Source organism: Achromobacter aegrifaciens, assembly GCF_902859965.1.
Classification (GTDB): Bacteria; Pseudomonadota; Gammaproteobacteria; order Burkholderiales; family Burkholderiaceae_B; genus Achromobacter; species Achromobacter aegrifaciens.
Genome location: NZ_CADIKO010000004.1, coordinates 275,955 through 293,331 on the forward strand (window position 1 = coordinate 275,955; position 17,377 = coordinate 293,331).

The 17,377-nt window shown below is 66.1% G+C and carries 12 protein-coding genes; 9 read left to right on the forward strand and 3 right to left on the reverse strand.

The genetic code is table 11. The features are described from left to right. Nucleotides 1-13: 13 nt before the first annotated feature. The 3 genes from HV793_RS25805 to HV793_RS25815 are packed head-to-tail and all read left to right on the forward strand — an operon-like array spanning nt 14 to nt 2,711. The gene (locus HV793_RS25805) at nt 14-901 is read left to right on the forward strand and encodes a glycosyltransferase family 2 protein (protein WP_054453084.1); all 888 of its coding nucleotides are present in this window, start codon (nt 14-16) and stop codon (nt 899-901) included. Continuing rightward, nucleotides 898-1,458, forward strand: a complete 561-nt coding sequence (locus HV793_RS25810) for a putative colanic acid biosynthesis acetyltransferase (protein ID WP_054453087.1) — start codon at nt 898-900, stop codon at nt 1,456-1,458. The genes HV793_RS25805 and HV793_RS25810 overlap by 4 nt, the downstream gene beginning before the upstream one ends. Then, nucleotides 1,455-2,711 (forward strand): glycosyltransferase WbuB, encoded by a 1,257-nt coding sequence (locus tag HV793_RS25815; RefSeq protein WP_054453686.1) that lies wholly within the window; start codon nt 1,455-1,457, stop codon nt 2,709-2,711. Before HV793_RS25810 ends, HV793_RS25815 begins: the two co-directional genes overlap by 4 nt. Before the next feature lie 151 nt (nt 2,712-2,862). Here HV793_RS25815 and HV793_RS25820 read toward each other — a convergent pair whose 3' ends face one another. The 3 genes from HV793_RS25820 to HV793_RS25830 all read right to left on the reverse strand — a co-directional run bounded on the left by HV793_RS25820 (nt 2,863) and on the right by HV793_RS25830 (nt 6,810). Next, nucleotides 2,863-3,528 carry a response regulator transcription factor gene (locus HV793_RS25820; protein ID WP_054453089.1) on the reverse strand — a complete coding sequence of 222 codons (666 nt, stop codon included), beginning with the start codon at nt 3,526-3,528 and terminating at the stop codon, nt 2,863-2,865. Between the two features lie 360 nt (nt 3,529-3,888). Then, nucleotides 3,889-4,641 (reverse strand): response regulator transcription factor, encoded by a 753-nt coding sequence (locus HV793_RS25825; RefSeq protein ID WP_054453091.1) that lies wholly within the window; start codon nt 4,639-4,641, stop codon nt 3,889-3,891. Nucleotides 4,642-5,205: 564 nt separating this feature from the next. Continuing rightward, a complete protein-coding gene (locus HV793_RS25830) occupies nt 5,206-6,810 on the reverse strand; it encodes a glucosamine inositolphosphorylceramide transferase family protein (RefSeq protein WP_054453093.1) in 1,605 nt (534 codons plus the stop codon). Nucleotides 6,811-7,197: 387 nt separating this feature from the next. Here HV793_RS25830 and HV793_RS25835 point away from each other — a divergent pair, with 387 nt between their 5' ends. From HV793_RS25835 to HV793_RS25860, 6 genes are all read left to right on the forward strand, one after another. Beyond that, nucleotides 7,198-7,863 carry a TetR/AcrR family transcriptional regulator gene (locus HV793_RS25835; RefSeq protein WP_119450031.1) on the forward strand — a complete coding sequence of 222 codons (666 nt, stop codon included), beginning with the start codon at nt 7,198-7,200 and terminating at the stop codon, nt 7,861-7,863. Between the two features lie 47 nt (nt 7,864-7,910). Further along, complete coding sequence (locus HV793_RS25840; protein ID WP_054453097.1) at nt 7,911-10,259, forward strand: acyl-CoA dehydrogenase; 2,349 nt, start codon at nt 7,911-7,913, stop codon at nt 10,257-10,259. 14 nt (nt 10,260-10,273) lie between these two features. Beyond that, nucleotides 10,274-11,569, forward strand: a complete 1,296-nt coding sequence (locus HV793_RS25845; protein WP_175214139.1) for an acetyl-CoA C-acetyltransferase — start codon at nt 10,274-10,276, stop codon at nt 11,567-11,569. Next, entirely contained in the window at nt 11,566-13,524 is a 1,959-nt protein-coding gene (locus HV793_RS25850; protein ID WP_175214140.1) for a 3-hydroxyacyl-CoA dehydrogenase NAD-binding domain-containing protein, read from the forward strand. The genes HV793_RS25845 and HV793_RS25850 overlap by 4 nt, the downstream gene beginning before the upstream one ends. Before the next feature lie 76 nt (nt 13,525-13,600). Then, nucleotides 13,601-14,923 (forward strand): OmpP1/FadL family transporter, encoded by a 1,323-nt coding sequence (locus HV793_RS25855; protein ID WP_054453102.1) that lies wholly within the window; start codon nt 13,601-13,603, stop codon nt 14,921-14,923. Nucleotides 14,924-14,985: 62 nt separating this feature from the next. After that, nucleotides 14,986-17,376, forward strand: coding sequence for a 3-hydroxyacyl-CoA dehydrogenase/enoyl-CoA hydratase family protein (locus HV793_RS25860; RefSeq protein ID WP_119450034.1), 2,391 nt, complete (start codon nt 14,986-14,988; stop codon nt 17,374-17,376). Nucleotide 17,377: the final 1 nt, after the last annotated feature.

The following is a 17,377-nucleotide window of genomic DNA, read 5'->3' on the forward strand; positions in this document are numbered from 1 at the left end:
ACAGGACAGCATCATGCAGAAGATACCGGTATCGGTCGTCGTCATGACGAAGAACGAGGAACGCAACATCAACAAGTGCCTGAAGGCGCTGGTCGAATTCGACGAAGTATTCGTGGTGGACTCCAACAGCACCGACGCGACCTGCGCGATGGCGACGGCGCTGGGCGCCAAGGTCTCGAACTTCCAGTGGAACGGCAAGTATCCCAAGAAGAAGCAGTGGTGCCTGGAACAGCTGCCGTTTTCGCACCCCGTGGTGCTGTACGTGGACGCGGACGAAGAGATGACGCCCGGCCTGGCCGCGGAAATACGCGAAGCCCTGCCGCGCTTCGCGGCGGGCGCGGGCGGCGCCTTCGTGCCGTTCGATTACGTCTTCTGCGGCAAGAAGCTGGAACACGGCCACCGCGTGTACAAGCTGGCCCTGTTGGCGCGCGACCGCTCGCGCTTCCTGGACTACGACGATCTCGACGTGGCGCATATGTGGGAGGTCGAAGGCCATTACCAGCCGCAGGTCGAAGGCGAAACCTTCGCCCTGCGCCAGCGCATGGTGCACAACGACCATGATTCGCTGTTCCACTACTTCGACAAGCACAACCGCTATTCCGATTGGGAAGCGAACCTGCGCACCAAGGGTCTGATGAACGATCCGCGCGAGGCCAACGTGGGCGCGCGCGCCCTGCTCAAGCGCATCTTCCAGGCCATGCCGTTCAAGGCGCCCATCTCGTTCCTGCATTCCTACGTGTTCCGCCTGGGCTTCCTGGACGGCAAGGCGGGCTACGACTACGCGGTGGCGCGCGCCATGTACTACTGGCAGATCCGCATCAAGACCGAAGAGATCCAGAAGGCGCGGCAGGCCAGCGCCGCCGCGGCGCGTGACGACGCCGTGGCGGGAGCCGCCAAATGAGCGCCCTGCAACAGCTCGACCGTTTTGCGCTGGCGCCCGGCCAGCGCGGCCGCTCCGCCCTGACGGTGCAGCTCTGGTGGACGGTGCAGGCGACGCTGTTCCGCTGGTCGCCGCAAGTTGCCTATGGCTTTCGCCGCTGGCTGCTGCGGTGCTTTGGCGCACGGGTCGGCCGCAAGGTGCTGATCCGGCCCACTGCCACCGTGACCTATCCATGGAAGGTCGAAATCGGCGACTACGCCTGGATTGGGGACGACGCGGTCATCTACAGCCTGGGTCCCATCCACATCGGCGCCCACGCCGTGGTGTCGCAGCGCAGCTACCTCTGCGCAGCAGACCACGATGCGGCGCAACCCGACTTTCCCTTGCGCGAACGCGCCGTGCGCATCGAGGACGGCGCGTGGGTGGCGACCGACGTGTTCATCGGCCCCGGCGTGACCGTCGGGCGTGAAGCCGTGATCGGCGCACGCAGCTCGGTGTTCCGCAACATGCCGCCCGCCATGGTGTGCCACGGCAACCCATGCCGTCCGATCCGCCCGCGCCAGGCTGGCCCGGCATGAAGATCCTCATCTACGGCATCAACTACGCGCCCGAACTCACCGGCATCGGCAAATACAGCGCCGAACTGGCCGAATGGCTGGCCGCGCGCGGCCACGAAGTCAGCGTGGTGACGGCCCCGCCCTACTATCCGCAGTGGCAGGTGCACGAAGGCTATCGCGCCAGCCGTTACCGCAAGGAAACCCTGCGCGGCGTCACCGTACGCCGCGCGCCGCTCTGGGTTCCCGGACGGCCGGGCGGCCTCAAGCGCCTGATCCACCTGGCCAGCTTCGCCCTGTCCAGCCTGCCCTCGCTGTTGCGCGCGGCCGCCGGGCGGCCGGACATCATCCTGGTGGTGGAGCCCGCGCTCTTCTGCGCGCCCGCCGCCTGGCTGGCGGCGCGGCTTTGCGGCGCCCGCGCCTGGCTGCACATCCAGGACTATGAAGTGGACGCCGCGTTCGAGCTGGGGCTGCTCAAGGGCGCCGGCCTGCGCGCCATGGTGCTCAGGGCCGAACGCTGGCTGATGCGCCGCTTCGACCGCGTGTCGACCATATCCAGCCGCATGCTGGACCTGGCGCGGGCCAAGGGCGTGGACCCGGGCCGCGCGGTGCTGCTGCCCAACTGGATCGATGTCGATGCGATTGCGCCGCGCGCCGGCGGCGGCAACTACCGCGCCGAACTGGGCATTCCGCACGACGCGATCGTTGCGCTTTATTCAGGCAACATGGGCGGCAAGCAGGGCCTGCAGACCCTGGCCGACGTGGCCCGCAGGCTCAGCCGCGAGACGCGCCTGTGGTTCGTCTTCTGCGGCCAGGGTCCTGAACGCGCGCCGCTGCAGCAGCAATGCGAGGGCCTGGCCCGCGTCGTCTTCCTGGACCTGCAGCCTGCCGAACGCCTGGGCGAATTGCTCAATACCGCCGACATCCATCTGCTGCCCCAACGCGCCGGCGCCGCCGACCTGGTGATGCCGTCCAAGCTGACTGGCATGCTGGCCAGCGGCCGGCCCGTGGTGTGCGGTGCCTCGCCCGGCACCGAGCTGGCCGGCGTGGTCGCGCGCTGCGGCCTGCTGACGCCGCCGGAAGACGGAGCGGCCATGGCCGAGGCGGTGCGCAAGCTCAGCTACAACGCGCAGATCCGCGAAACCCTGGGCGCCGCGGCGCGCCAGTATGCGCAGACGCATCTGCACGTGGACAGCGTGCTGGCTGCCGCGGAACAGGAATTCGAAGCGCTGATAGCGGCCAAGGGCAAACATGCGGCCCGCGGCGCGGGCGTTTGAACGTCCGCACGGCGCCGCACAAGCCTGCCGCATCTGCTGCGCGCAGGCCGTCAACGTTGCGATGAGTTCAATTTTCTCTTGGCGGTTGGCGACGGGTTACGCGCACTCGAGACCGATGCGCTTGCATCAAGTCTCTCGCGCTTGACCCATCCTACGCGTCTGGGTCGTGCTTGGCGGGCGCTGCGCCGTTGCCGCTTCTGACCAGTCCCATCTGCACCGCGATGTAGGCTGCCTCGGCCTGGTTACGCGCATTCAGCTTCCAGTACAGCGTGCGCGCGTGGCTCTTCACGGTGGCCACCGAGATGCCGACCTGCTGGCCGATCTCCCGCATGGTCTTGCCCTGCACCAGCAATTGCAGGATCTCTTCCTGCCGTTGGGTCAGCTCCCTCAGCTCCTGGGTTGGCGGATGCGAGGCGCCCTGAGGTCGGGCCGCGGGCTGCGGATAGCATTCGCCGCCCGCCATGACGAGGCTGACCGCCGCCGCCAGCGCATCGGGGCTGGAGGCCTTGGGCATGTAGCCCGCGACGCCTGCCCGCGCACACGCCGCCATGACGCCCGGGTCCAGCACCGAATAAAGCACCAGCACCAGCCGCGGCATGAAGAACGCCATCGATTGGGACAGGAGTCCGACGTCCTGCTCGGCCAGGCCGCTGCAACCCATCACCAGCAACTCCACCGGGCGGTTGATCGAACTGGACATGGTGAGCAATTGGGCTGGCGAGATGGCCAGAATGTCGTCGGTGTTCCGCGCACGCTCCAGCACATGCTGGATCGCGACACGGAGCAGAGCGTAGTCTTCGATCAGTACGGTTGTCATCCCGGGGGGAACCTTGTGACGCATGGCCCATACACGGTTCCCATGACGCTGGCGCATCATTGCTGCAACGGCAGGCTGCTGGCGTCACCGACCTCACGGGAATCTCGTCCGCGGCACGGAATCGCGATGGCGAGGCGGAGTTGTTCGCCTTCTCGATCCAGTCTTGCGGACACAACCCATGCTATCAGCGGCTACGTTCGCTGAATCTCGTTCAGGAGGATGATTGGTGGAGGAATGCAGCAGCACTGCGACCGCGGATACTGCTGTGTATGAATTAGCCATGATGGCTATGCGCGCTCCCGGCAGCAACGGAACGCCTTCGTTCCAGGCTGCCGGGCAGGCCGCGCAAACCAATCCCGGCTACCCGAGCTTGCGCCCATAAAGCTGCCCGGCATCCACATCCCTGCCGTTCGGTTCATGCCATTCCAAGGTCGCGCCACGCTGCAGCGCCGCGTATACGGCTTCGCCCTTGTTCTTCACATGCAAGCGCTGGTAAAGCGTGCACGCATGCGTTTTGGCCGTGGCCACCGAAATGTTCAACATCCTGCTGACCGTCTTGATCGGATAGCCGCGCGCCAGCAACACCAGGACTTCGTATTGCCGCGGCGTGATCTGCAGCAGCTGCGCGCCGGCGCTGACGGGCATGGAACCCTTGCTGGCAGCGGCATCGTCGGCATCCCTGGCCGGCAAGGCGCAGACCGTTTGCGCGGGAGCCTGCAATGCCTGTTCGCTGGGGAAGCACTGCCCTCCCGCCATGACCAGGCGGATGGCCGCTTCAAGGATTTCCACCGATGCCGTCTTCATGAGGCAACCGTAGACGCTTGCCCCGGGCAACCCTTGTACCGGCATGGGCAGGGGCATGACGTCCGTCAGCAGCAGGATCCGCTTGGGCGTGAGCACGCGCTGGATTTCATGCAGCGCGCTCCACGCTTCGTCGGTATCCACCGGCAATCCATAGATCAACAGGTCGGCGCCCGCGTGCACGCCGTCCGCCTTGGAGATGTCAGCCAAACCCATCCCCTCGATTTCCCACACATCATCCAACTTGCTCAGAATCTGCCACAACCCCAACCGCAGGAGCGGATGGGCTTCAATCAGGACCATCTTGGCCATGGTGTCCTCCCGGTTTTTCGACGGGCCTAGAAGGGATCTTCGCTGTGCTGAAGACTATTTTTTTTCCAACCCTGCGATGCGAGTCCGCAATATTCCGGAATATCTAATGAAGCTGAACCGGAGCATTTGGGCTGGGAGACTTTGGTAGCCAACATAACGGATGGCATGGACCCATCTTATGGTTCGAAATTGTCAAAATCAAGACGTTTCGGCTCGATATAATCCGACAAAAACAGAAATCATTCGTTAGCCTTAATCATCATCGTAAATCTGGACGAGACGCGCATCTCATCCATTCCGGCGCTAGGGTTTTCACCAGGAATTCCCCATGAGGAGCTTGCGCTTTCCCTATGGAAGATGCAGGTCCGGCGCGGGTCGCAGGCTAAGGCAGGCCGCTGTTACAGGCGTAAAAAAGCCGCGCCGCGGCATCCGCCGGGCGCGGCCTGGAAGTTCCGGAATCAGGACAATAACTGTCTATATGTTTCCGCGGACACATCAAGCCCGTGCGTCTTTCTCGTAATCGAAATATAGGTAACATTTTTATTTTTGCGTTTCCGGCACGATTTACTCCATATAGGCGAAGTCAAATACCGTATGCCCGCCCTGATGATGCCAATGGTGCATCGAAGCATGACGTTTTCTCAGGAAGCTCGCGTAGTGGATTTCGCCGTCCGTTTCCACATAGGTGGACGGCGTTAGTTCCTCTATCCGGTTCAACGACACGCCCTTGCCGTAGTGGCAGAAGCCCTGGTACTGGGCGCAGCGGATCACCTCTCCGCCAGGCGACACAACGATTCCGGCGTTGCGGGCCCGCATCGGGTTGCGCACGATGGGGTTGCAGGCATGCGGCGTCCACTCGGTCGAGCGCGGCGAATCCGAAAAGAAAGCGAATAATTCGTCGCAATGGCTTTGACCGTCGGTCCGATCGATATTGGTTAATAACCACCAATATTCGCCGTGTTTGAAAATAATAGTATCGACGGCGGATATATTAGTCATCAAATTTACATCAAGCTCCCATTTGAGCGGAAAATCGGTGCATTTCCAGAGCTCTATACTGCGATTGCCGCAGGTCTCCGGCACCATGTAGGTGACGCCTTCGTGCTCGAATATATATGGGAATGACAGATGGTAGGGCAGGTTCAGGGCCGTGCCCAGCAGGCGGAAAGCCCCGTCGGAGTAGGTCGCAACCGAGATCGTGCCCTTGCGGGAGGTAAAATCGTAATCCTCGAAAAATATATACGGCTTTTTATCCTGGGTATATACAAACGGATCCGCGAAGAATCTGCCCTTGGGCGGCTGCAACACCATGGCCTCGGATACCACCGCCTGCTGCCGGGCAGAAGGAAACATGCCTATCCGCCAGCGCACATTGCGTTTCATGACGCGCCGCACAATCAAATCCGACATTAACCAGGCCTGACGCGCAATATATGCGGCGCTATCCCACTCCACCGGATCCTCGCGCCGCAAGCCGCTCATGATCTGCATGCCCGGCGGCGCAACGCCTTGCTTGACGCGGGCCAGCGCCTGCAGCGCGTCGTACACCATGAAATTGCCCAGGCTGAACGCGCGCGCCTGATTCTTCAACCAGAACACTTCGGTGTTGAAACTGCGCTGGTCCAGCAATTCGTCCTGGTCCTCCCGCGGCCCCACGCGCCAGAGCTTCACCGTGGTGTGATCTTCACGCTGATAGACCTCCCAGAAGCCGGCATAGCGGCTGGTCGCCACCGCAATATCCGAATAACTCAGCTGCCATACGCCGAGCCGCGCCCAGCCCGCCATTTGTTCGCGGGTGGCCGGCGATGCGCCCAGCGTGATGACCAGGTCCAGGCCCAGCGCCGCAACCTGGCTTTGCACCTCGGCCGCGGGCATGCCAGGCGTCAACGACAGGACGGCAGCCGTATCCGATGACACGCTTTCCCGCATGTCGCGACACGCAAGCGCCTGCCGCTGCTTTGCCGGCAGCAGCCGCGCTTCCAGGCGCGACAAGGCGCCAAACAACGCGCGCGCACCCAACCGGGGCGCTTTCTCGCCGCCCTCCTCACTCATCACCAGCAAAGCAGCGACTTCAAAATCCTGGCTATGCGTGAGCCAATCCACCATCTCATGCATCCAGCCGGGTTGCTCGTACCCGTCGACCAGCAGTCCCACTCTGTAGGTTTTCATTTCTCCTGCTCCTGTGCCAGGGCTTGTCGGCCTTCCGTCCGTTACGGCGAACGGACTAGGGCCTGTCATTGCGTATTCAGGGGCGCGACAGATTCAACTCCTCGCGCTGATACTGCGGGGTTTTGCGCCTCCCTTCCAGACCACATTCATCCTAGGTCGGCAGTCCGAGGACGAAAGGCTCAAGGTCATGCGCAAACACTAGGAAATCGTTACTCCCTCCGCATGAGTTTCGTCATCCCTCTGGTGGAGATTGGCGAGAATCCGGCCGGTCCTGAACGCGGGACTTGCGGCCCGCTAGTGGTAAACCCTATTGGGGATAGCCGAGGCTCGCGTCTCAGCCATCTCTCACGCATAATTGTTTTTAAACGAACGTTTGAATTCAACCTTATGCAAGAAATCAGACCGTCCCTCACCCGTGAATCCATCCTGGACACCGCCGAGGCCTTGTTTGCCCAACAAGGACACGATGGCACCTCGATGCGCCAGATCACCGCGGCCGCCGGCGTCAATCTGGCGTCGGTGAACTATCACTTCGGCTCCAAGGAGTCACTCGTGCAGGCGGTGCTCAAACGTCGCCTTGAAGTGCTGAACCGCGAGCGCTTGCGACTTTTGGATGAGCTGGAGGCGCAAGCCGAAGGCAGGCCCCTGAAGCCGTCGCAGATCGTGGACGCCTTTTTCGGCACGCTGCTGCGCCTGGCGGCCGATCCCGCGCAGGCCGGCAGCACCTTCCTGCCGCTGCTCGAACGCACCATGACGGATCCCTCCGACTTCATCCGCGCGCTGTTCGCGGAGGAGTACGCGGATGTGCTGGAGCGCTACCGCAACGCGCTGTTCGCAGCCCTGCCCGACGTGCCCCGCGCGGAAATCATGTGGCGCTTCCAGTTCATGCTGGGCGCCACCTCGTACGCCATCATCGGCACCGACCTGTTGCGCTCGGTCACGGGCTGGACCATCGACGACGCCGAACAACCGGATAACCCCAACCTGCTGCTGCCGCGCCTGATGAGCTTTCTGCTCGGCGGCCTGCGCTCGCCCCTGCCGCACGTGCCCTGAACGCCAAGCGCCCGCAGACGGAACAGAACCTCCACGGAGACAAGAAAATGAACGCAGTCATCTACGCTCTGGTCATCGTCGCGCTCCTGGCGGCGGTCTTGCTGGGCGTACGTCCGATCCGCCGCGCCCTGCTGTCGGCGCCGATCTTCAACCTGTACCGCAAGGTGCTGCCGCAGATGTCGGACACCGAGCGCGATGCGCTGGAGGCCGGTACGGTGTGGTGGGAAGGCGAACTGTTCCGCGGCCGGCCCGACTGGAGCCGCCTGCTGGCCTATCCCCGCCCGCGCCTGAACGATGACGAGCAGCGTTTCCTCGACGTCCAGGCCGAAGAGGCCTGCCGCATGGTCAACGACTGGCATGTCACGCAGGAAAGCCACGACCTGCCGGCCGAGGTCTGGAGCTACCTGAAGACCCAGGGCTTCCTGGGCATGATCATTCCCAAGGAATACGGCGGCCTGGGGTTCTCGGCCTATGCCCATTCCGAAATCGTGACCAAGCTGTCCACGCGCTCGTCGGCGCTGGCGGTTTCAGTCATGGTGCCCAACTCGCTCGGCCCCGCCGAACTGCTGCTGCACTACGGCACCGACGACCAGAAGAACCACTACCTGCCGCGCCTGGCGCGCGGCGAGGAAGTGCCCGCCTTCGCGTTGACCAGCCCCTGGGCCGGCTCCGACGCCGCCGCCATCCCCGACAGCGGCATCGTCTGCAAGGGCGAATGGCAGGGCCGCGAAGTGATAGGCATGAGGGTCACCTGGGACAAGCGCTACATCACGCTGGCGCCTGTGTGCACCCTGTTGGGCCTGGCGTTCCGCCTGTACGATCCCGACGGCCTGCTGGGCGGCGCGAAAGACCTCGGCATCACTTGCGCGCTGGTGCCGCACGACCATCCGGGCGTGGACACCGGCCGCCGCCATTTCCCGCTGAACGCCATGTTCATGAACGGCCCCACGCGCGGCGCGGACGTCTTCATGCCGCTGGATTTCATCATCGGCGGTCCTGCCATGGCCGGCCAGGGCTGGCGCATGCTGATGGAATGCCTGGCGGCGGGACGCTCGATCTCGCTGCCCTCCTCCAACACCGGCATGTCCAAGCTGACGACCCGGGCGGTGGGCGGCTATGCGCGCGTGCGCAGCCAGTTCCGCACGCCCGTCGGCAAGTTCGAAGGCGTGGAGGAAGCGCTGGCGCGCATCGGCGGCAACACCTACATGATGGACGCCGCGCGCAGCATGACGGCAGGCGCGGTGGACCTGGGCGAAAAGCCATCGGTGGTGTCCGCCATCGTCAAGTACCACGTGACCGAACGCGCGCGCCAGGTCGTCAACGACGGCATGGACGTCATCGGCGGCAAGGGCATCTGCCTGGGCCCGTCCAACTTCCTGGGCCGCGCCTACCAGCAGATTCCGATCGGCATCACGGTGGAAGGGGCCAACATCCTCACGCGCAGCCTGATCATCTTCGGCCAGGGCGCGATCCGCTGCCATCCCTACGTGCTGGCTGAAATGCAGGCCGCGCAATCGTCCGACCGCAAGCAGGGCCTGGACGATTTCGACCGCGCCTTCTGGGGCCACGTGGGCTTCGTCGCGAAGAACAAGCTGCGCGCGCTGGGCACGGCGCTCACGGGCGCGCGCTGGGTCGGCGTCAACGCCGATGTCGCTCCCGAGATGAAGCGCTACTACCAGCTGCTCAGCCGCTACAGTGCCGCCTTCGCGCTGCTGGCGGACACCTCGATGCTGGTGCTGGGCGGCAGCCTCAAGCGCCGCGAGCGCCTGTCGGCGCGCCTGGGCGATGTGCTGTCGCAGATGTACCTGATCAGCGCCACGCTCAAGCGCTTCGAAGACGAAGGCCGCCAGGCGGCCGACGCGCCGCTGGCGCACTGGTCCATCCAGGACGCGCTGTACAAGCTGCAGGAAGCCGTCGAAGGCGTGCTGGACAACTACCCCAACCGTTTCGTGGCCTGGAGCCTGCGCCGCCTGGTCTTCCCCTGGGGCCGCACGCAAGCCCTGCCCTCGGACCAGTTGGGCCAGGACGTGGCGCGATTGCTGATCAATCCCAGCGCGACGCGCGACCGCCTGACCGCCGGCTGCCACCTGCCCGCGACCGAGGCCGAGCCGGTGGGCGCGATCGAGCTGGCGCTGGCCGCCACACTGGATGCCGAGCCCATCGAAGCCAAGATCCGCGAACTCGAAAAGCGCGGCGCGCTTGACGGCAATCCACAGGCCAACGTGCGCGATATCGCCGATGCCGCCTTCGCCATCGGCGGCATCACCGCCGAAGAATATGCAGTGGTGAAACGCCGCAACCGCTTGCGCGACACGGTGGTGAAAGTGGATGATTTCCCCTTTGATTTGCGCGCCGCGGACCAGGGCAGCCCCGCCGCCGAACGCAGGGCCGCCTGAACAGGAGGAATCGGATGGCATTCAAACCGGTTTACGTCGTCGACGGCGCCCGCACGCCTTTCCTGAAGGCGCGCACCGGCCCGGGCCCCTTCTCCGCCGGCGATCTCGCCGTGCAGGCGGGACGCGCCCTGCTGCTGCGCCAGCCCTATGCGCCCACCGACCTGGACGAGGTCATCGTGGGTTGCGCCGCGCCTTCGCCCGACGAAGTGAACATCGGCCGCGTGATCGCGCTGCGCCTGGGCTGCGGCAACAAGGTGCCAGGCTGGACCGTCATGCGTAATTGCGCCTCGGGCATGCAAGCGCTGGATTCGGCGGTGGCCAACATCCAGTCCGGCCGTTCGGAGCTGGTGCTGGCCGGCGGCACGGATGCGCTGTCGCGCGCGCCGGTGCTGTATTCGGACGAGATGGTACGTTGGCTGGCCAGCTGGTATGCCGCGCGCGGCGCGGGCGCCAAGCTCGCGGCGCTGGGCCGTTTCCGTCTGCGCAATCTTGCGCCCGTCATCGGTCTGCTCAAGGGTCTGACCGACCCGGTGGTCGGCCTGTCCATGGGGCAGACTGCCGAGAACGTCGCGACCCGCTTCGGCATCGACCGCGCCGCGATGGACGCCTACGCGGCGCAGAGCCATGCGCGCGCGCTGGCGGCCCGCGCGGCCGGCGCCCTTGGCGAGATCTCGCCGCTGATCGACACGCAGGGCAAGCTGTATCCCGATGACGACGGTGTGCGCGACGACTCCACTCCCGAGAAGCTCGCCAAGCTCAAACCCGTCTTCGACAAGCCCTGGGGCAACATCACCGCGGGCAACAGCTCGCAAGTCACCGACGGCGCCGCCATGCTGGTCCTCGCTTCAGAGGAAGCGGTGCGCAAATGGAACCTGCGGCCGCTGGGCCGCATCCTCGACAGCCAATGGGCCGGCCTCGATCCCGCGCAGATGGGCCTGGGGCCGGTGCATGCGGCCACGCCCATCCTGCAGCGCCACGGGCTGGGCCTCAATGACCTGGACTTGTGGGAAATCAACGAGGCCTTCGCCGCCCAGGTGTTAGGCTGCCTGGCGGCCTGGCGCGACGATGCCTATTGCCAGGAACACTTCGGCACGCCGGCCTGGGGCGACCTCGACCCGGCCCGGCTCAACGTCGATGGCGGCGCGATCGCCATCGGGCATCCCGTGGGCGCTTCCGGCGCCCGCATCGTGCTGCACCTGCTGGCGGCCCTCAAGCGCCGCGGCGACAGGCGCGGCATGGCGGCCATCTGCATCGGCGGCGGCCAAGGCGGCGCGATGCTGGTCGAAACCCTGGACGAGGACCGCTCATGACGACTATCGACACGCTTGCGCACTGGCGCCTGGAGCGCGATGCCGACGGCCTGGCGTGGCTGACCTTCGACCGCGCCGGCAGCGCGGTCAATGCCTTGTCCGCCGACACCATGAGCGAACTTGCGGTGGTGCTGGACGCGCTGGACGCGGCCCCGCCCGCGGGCCTGGTGATCCGGTCTGGCAAATCCACGGGCTTTGTCGTGGGCGCTGACGTCAATGAATTCGCCAGCCTGGACACGCCCGAGCAGGCACGCGCGCTGGTGGCGCGCGGATGGGACCTGTTCAACCGACTGGCCGCGGTACGCTATCCCACGCTGGCCCTGATCCAGGGCCACTGCCTGGGCGGCGGGCTCGAACTCGCGCTAGCCTGCCGCTACCGCCTGGTGGCGGACCAGCCGGGCACGTCGCTCGCCTTGCCCGAAGTCATGCTCGGCATCTTTCCCGGCTGGGGCGGCATGCTGCGCCTGCCGCGGCTGATCGGCGCACCGGCCGCGCTGGACATGATGCTGACCGGCCGAGGCGCCGACGCGCGCCGCGCTGCGGCGCTGGGCCTGGCGGACGCGCGCGTGCCGCCCCGCCTGCTGCTGGCCGCCGCGCGCCAGACCGTGCTGTCGCGCAAGGCGCCACGCCGCGCGCGCGGCCTCGGCGCCTGGGCCAACCGCTGGCCGCTCAAGGCCATCGTCGCCAACCGCGCCCGCAAGCAGATCGCGGCCAAGGATCCCCTGGGCCACTATCCGGCCGCGCCCGCCATCGTCGAGATCTGGGAAAAGCATGGCGGCAACGCCTTGCAGGCGCCTGCGCTGATCGAGCGCATCATTTCCTCCGACACCGCCCGCAACCTGCTGCGGGTGTTCCGCCTGCAGGAACGGCTGAAGGCCAACGGCAAGCAGGCCGGCATTGCGCCCGCGCGCCACGTGCACGTGGTCGGCGCCGGCGTGATGGGCGGCGACATCGCGGCCTGGTGCGCGCTCAAGGGCATGACGGTCACCTTGCAGGACCAGGACATGGCGCGCATCGCGCCCGCCATCAAGCGCGCCGCCCAGCTGTTCTCGCGCCGCCTGAAGGATCCGCGACTCGCGCGCGCGGCGTTCGACCGCCTGGTGCCGGATCCCGCAGGCGGCGGCGTGCCGCTGGCCGACATCGTCATCGAAGCCATCAGCGAACAGCCCGAAGCCAAGCGCGCGCTCTACCGCGCGCTGGAGCCGCGCATGAAGGCCGATGCGCTGCTCGCCACCAACACCTCCAGCCTGTCGCTGGAGACCTTGCGCGCGGATCTGGCGCAGCCCCAACGGCTGGTTGGCATCCACTTCTTCAATCCCGTGGCCAAGATGCCGCTGGTGGAGGTCGTGCACGCCGACGGCGACTCGGACGAGGCGCAAGCCCGCGCCTGCGCCTTCGTCGGCCAGATCGACAAGCTGGCGCTGCCAGTCAAGAGCGCGCCGGGCTTCCTGGTCAACGCCGTGCTGGCGCCCTACATGCTGCAGGCCATGCGCAGCGTGGACGAGGGCCAGGCGCCCGAAGCCGTGGACGCGGCCATGGTCGCATTCGGCATGCCGATGGGGCCGCTGGAGCTGGCCGATACCGTGGGGTTGGATATTGCCCGTGCGGCGGGCGCGGAACTTGCTGGCGGCGCCGAGCCGCCGCGCTGCCTGGCCGAGCGCCTGGCGCGCGGCGACCTGGGCAAGAAAAGCGGCCGCGGCTTCTACGCCTGGCGCGACGGCAAACCGGTCAAGGGCGCCAGCCAGTCCGGCGCGCCCGCCGGATTGGCGCAGCGCCTGATAAAACCGCTGATCGACGCCACCCGCCAGCGCGTGGATGCGGGCATCGTCGCCGACGCCGACCTGGCCGACGCGGGCGTGATTTTCGGAACGGGGTTCGCGCCATTCACGGGCGGTCCCTTGCATTACCAAAGCAGCAACGCGGTGCGGAGTATAAGACCGGCTGAGGCCGATTAGGACCTGTACAACCTAAACCGGAACGACAAGACCGGCAGTGCCATAGAGACATCATCCATCACGAGGAGGCAGTACCATGAGCAGACGTTCATTGTCCCTGAGCACCTTGTCGGCCCTCGTGGTCGGCCTGGGCGCATCCACGGCAACGCACTCGGCCGGCTTTCAGCTCCTGGAGCAGAACGCCAGCGGCCTGGGCAACGCCTATGCAGGCTCTGCGGCGAATCCGGAGAACGCCAGCATCATCTATTACAACCCGGCCGGCATGACCTACCTGCCCGGCTTCAATGTGTCCGGCGGCGTCAACCTGATCAAGCCGTCATTCAAGTTTTCAGACAACGGCGACAGCCGCAACCCCAGCATTCCCGGCCTGCCGGGCACCGGACTGGGCGGATCGCGCCCGACCGGCGGCAACGGCGGCGACGCGGGCAACCTCGGCGTGGTGCCCAATATGTACGCCTCCTGGCAGTTGAACGAGCAATGGTTCATCGGCCTGGGCGTGGGCGCCCCGTTCGGGCTCATGACCGAGTACGACGACGGCTGGGTGGGCCAGTACCACTCCAACAAGTTCGAGATCAAGACGATCAACGTCAACCCCTCGATCGCCTACAAGGTCAACGAAAAGTTCTCCATGGGCTTCGGCGTGAACTGGCAGCACATCGACGCCAACTACAAAAAGAAGACCGTACTGCCGGTTCCCGGCATGCCGCTGGGCACGACCGGCGACGCCGACCTGAATCTCAAGGGCGATGCCTGGGGCTGGAACGTGGGCTTCATGCTGCAACCCACCGAAGACACCCGCATCGGCCTGTCCTACCGCTCGAAGATCAAGCACACCGCGAAGGGCGACACCGACATCACCAGCATCTATCCGCGCGGCAACTCGGTGTCGTTCGACGCCAAGGCCACCGTGTCCCTGCCCGACACCCTGATCCTGAGCGCGGCGCACCAGCTGAACGAACGCTGGGAACTGCTGGGCGACGTCTCGTGGACCGGCTGGAGCAGCATTCCGAATCTGAAGATCCGCAACTCGGGGCCGGGTGCGCGCGACGACGACCTGCCGCTGAACTTCCGCGACAGCTGGCGCGTCGCGCTGGGCGCCAACTACAAGTTCGCGCCCAACTGGAAGTGGAAGGTCGGCGTCGCCTTCGACCAATCGCCCGTGTACAAGGAAGCCGACCGTCCGACCTCGCTGCCGGACAACGACCGCTACTGGCTTTCGACCGGTATTCAGTGGCAGGCCACCAAGGACACCACGCTGGACGTGGGCTATACCTATCTCTACCTGCGCAAGACGGACATCGACACCACGTCCGGCAACCAGCTGACCAAGGGCCGCGTGGCGGGCACCTATGACAGCAATGCCCACATCCTGGGCATACAGCTGTCGTCCCGCTTCTAACCCGCCCCGGATGGCGGTCCGGCCCGGTCCGGCCCGCCATTCGTTTTTTTCAGGAGACTGCCTTGAGCAAGTTCGTCGTCAAACACGTCGCCGTCCTGGGGGCCGGCGTCATGGGTGCGCAGATCGCCGCCCATCTGGCCAATGCCGGCGTGCCCGTCACGCTGTTCGACCTGGCCGCCCCCGAAGGCGACCGCAACGGCACGGTCAAGAAAGCGATCGCCGGCTTGAAGAAGCTGGAGCCCGCGCCCCTGGCCGGCGCGGCGCGCCTGGCGTACATCACGCCCGCCAACTACGACGACGACCTCGAACGCCTGCGCGGCTGCGACCTGGTCATCGAGGCCATCGCCGAGCGCATGGACTGGAAGACCGCGCTGTACGAGCGCATCGCGCCGCACGTGGCCCCGGGCGCCATCATCGCCTCCAATACATCGGGCCTGTCGATCGACGCGCTGGCCAACGCCCTGCCCGCGGGCCTGCGCGACCGCTTCTGCGGCATCCACTTCTTCAATCCGCCCCGCTACATGCGGCTGGTGGAAATCATCGCCACTTCGCACACCCAGCCCGCCGTGCTGGATCAGCTCGAAACCTGGCTGACCTCGACCCTGGGCAAGGGCGTGATCCGCGCGCTGGACACACCCAACTTCGTTGCCAACCGCATCGGCGTGTTCTCGATCCTGGCAGCCATGCACCACACGGCCCGCCTGGGCCTGGCGTTCGATGAGGTCGACGCCCTGACCGGCCCGAAGATCGGCCGCCCCAAGAGCGCCACCTACCGCACGGCCGACGTGGTCGGCCTGGACACGCTGGCCCACGTGGTCGGCACCATGGAAAAGAATCTGCCGGACGACCCCTGGCACCGCTATTTCAAGCTGCCCGAGTGGCTCTCCGCGCTGATCGCCAAGGGCGCATTGGGGCAAAAGACCGGCGCCGGCGTCTACCGCAAGCAGGGCCGCGAAATCCAGGTGCTGGACCTGAAGGCGCAGGACTATGTGCCCAGCGCCGGCAAGCTGGCCGACGAAGTCGCCGCCCTGCTCAAGGAACGCGACCCGGGCAAGCGCTTCGCCGCGCTGCGCGCGAGCAGCCATCCCCAGGCCCAGTTCCTCTGGAGCCTGTTCCGCGACATCTTCCACTACAGCGCCGTGCAACTCGAACACGTGGCCGACAATGCGCGCGACCTGGACCTGGCCATGCGCTGGGGCTTCGGCTGGGCCCAAGGTCCGTTCGAAACCTGGCAGGCCGCCGGCTGGCAGGCCATCGCCGCCGCGGTGGCCGAGGACATCGCCGCCGGCCAGGCCATGAGCGACGCGCCGCTGCCGGCCTGGGCGCTGGAACCCGGCCGCAATGGCGTGCATGCGCCCGAAGGCTCCTACTCCGCGCGTACCGGCCAGCTGAGCCCGCGTTCGACGCTGCCGGTGTACCGCCGCCAGTTGTTCCCCGAGCGTGTGTACGGCGAAGGCGCCAGCGAGCGCGGCGTCACGATCTGGGAAAACGAAGGCGTGCGCCTGTGGAACCTGCCGCAGGTCGACGCCGGCGTGGCCATCCTCTCGGTCACCTCCAAGAACCACACCCTGGGCGCGGAAGTGCTCGACGGCATCCTGCAGGCGGTGGCGCGCGCCGAACGCGAATACGACGGGCTGGTCATCTGGCATGACGCGCCCTTCGCCGTGGGCGCCAACCTGCAGCAGGTCTCCGAGGCCTGCGCCGCCGGGCTATGGGACATGCTGGAGGCCACGGTTGAAAAGTTCCAGCGCGCCTCGCAGTCGTTCAAGTACGCGCAGATTCCCACCGTGGCGGCCGTGCAGGGCATGGCGTTGGGCGGCGGCTGCGAATTCCTGATGCACGCCTCGCACCGGGTGCTGGCGCTGGAAAGCTATATCGGGCTGGTCGAGGCCGGCGTCGGGCTGATTCCGGCCGGCGGCGGCAGCAAGGAATTCGCCGGCCGCGCCGCGGCGCTGGCCGCCAAGACAGCCACGCCGGGCGAGGTCTTCCCCTATCTGCAACCGGTATTCCAGACCATCGCCACGGCGCAGGTCGCCAAGAGCGCGCTGGAAGCCATCGCCACGGGCTTCGCCCGCGAGCATGACATCGTCGTGTTCCATCCGGACGAGCTGCTGTACGTCGCCATCGGCCAGGCCCGCGCCGCGGCCGAGGCCGGCTACACGCCGCCGCCCCGCTTGCGCGACATTCCGGTCGCGGGCCGCAATGGCATCGCCAACTTTGAAATGGTGCTGGTCAACATGCGCGAAGGCGGCATGATCAGCGCGCACGACTACCGCGTGGCGCGCAGCGCCGCCGTGGCCCTGTGCGGCGGCGAGGTCGACACCGGCGCCAAGGTGGACGAGGAATGGCTGCTGGCCGTGGAGCGCAAGGAATTCGTGGCGCTGCTGCGCACGCCTGAAACCCAGGCCCGCATCCGCCACACTCTCGACACCGGCAAGCCCCTGAGGAACTGAC

What these genes read in the sequence shown, in the direction of transcription:
- HV793_RS25805 (WP_054453084.1), top strand. Translation starts at nt 14, where the DNA reads ATGCAGAAGATACCGGTATCGGTCGTCGTCATGACGAAGAACGAGGAA.
- HV793_RS25810 (WP_054453087.1), top strand. Translation starts at nt 898, where the DNA reads ATGAGCGCCCTGCAACAGCTCGACCGTTTTGCGCTGGCGCCCGGCCAG.
- HV793_RS25815 (WP_054453686.1), top strand. Translation starts at nt 1,455, where the DNA reads ATGAAGATCCTCATCTACGGCATCAACTACGCGCCCGAACTCACCGGC.
- HV793_RS25820 (WP_054453089.1), bottom strand. Translation starts at nt 3,528, where the DNA reads ATGACAACCGTACTGATCGAAGACTACGCTCTGCTCCGTGTCGCGATC.
- HV793_RS25825 (WP_054453091.1), bottom strand. Translation starts at nt 4,641, where the DNA reads ATGGCCAAGATGGTCCTGATTGAAGCCCATCCGCTCCTGCGGTTGGGG.
- HV793_RS25830 (WP_054453093.1), bottom strand. Translation starts at nt 6,810, where the DNA reads ATGAAAACCTACAGAGTGGGACTGCTGGTCGACGGGTACGAGCAACCC.
- HV793_RS25835 (WP_119450031.1), top strand. Translation starts at nt 7,198, where the DNA reads ATGCAAGAAATCAGACCGTCCCTCACCCGTGAATCCATCCTGGACACC.
- HV793_RS25840 (WP_054453097.1), top strand. Translation starts at nt 7,911, where the DNA reads ATGAACGCAGTCATCTACGCTCTGGTCATCGTCGCGCTCCTGGCGGCG.
- HV793_RS25845 (WP_175214139.1), top strand. Translation starts at nt 10,274, where the DNA reads ATGGCATTCAAACCGGTTTACGTCGTCGACGGCGCCCGCACGCCTTTC.
- HV793_RS25850 (WP_175214140.1), top strand. Translation starts at nt 11,566, where the DNA reads ATGACGACTATCGACACGCTTGCGCACTGGCGCCTGGAGCGCGATGCC.
- HV793_RS25855 (WP_054453102.1), top strand. Translation starts at nt 13,601, where the DNA reads ATGAGCAGACGTTCATTGTCCCTGAGCACCTTGTCGGCCCTCGTGGTC.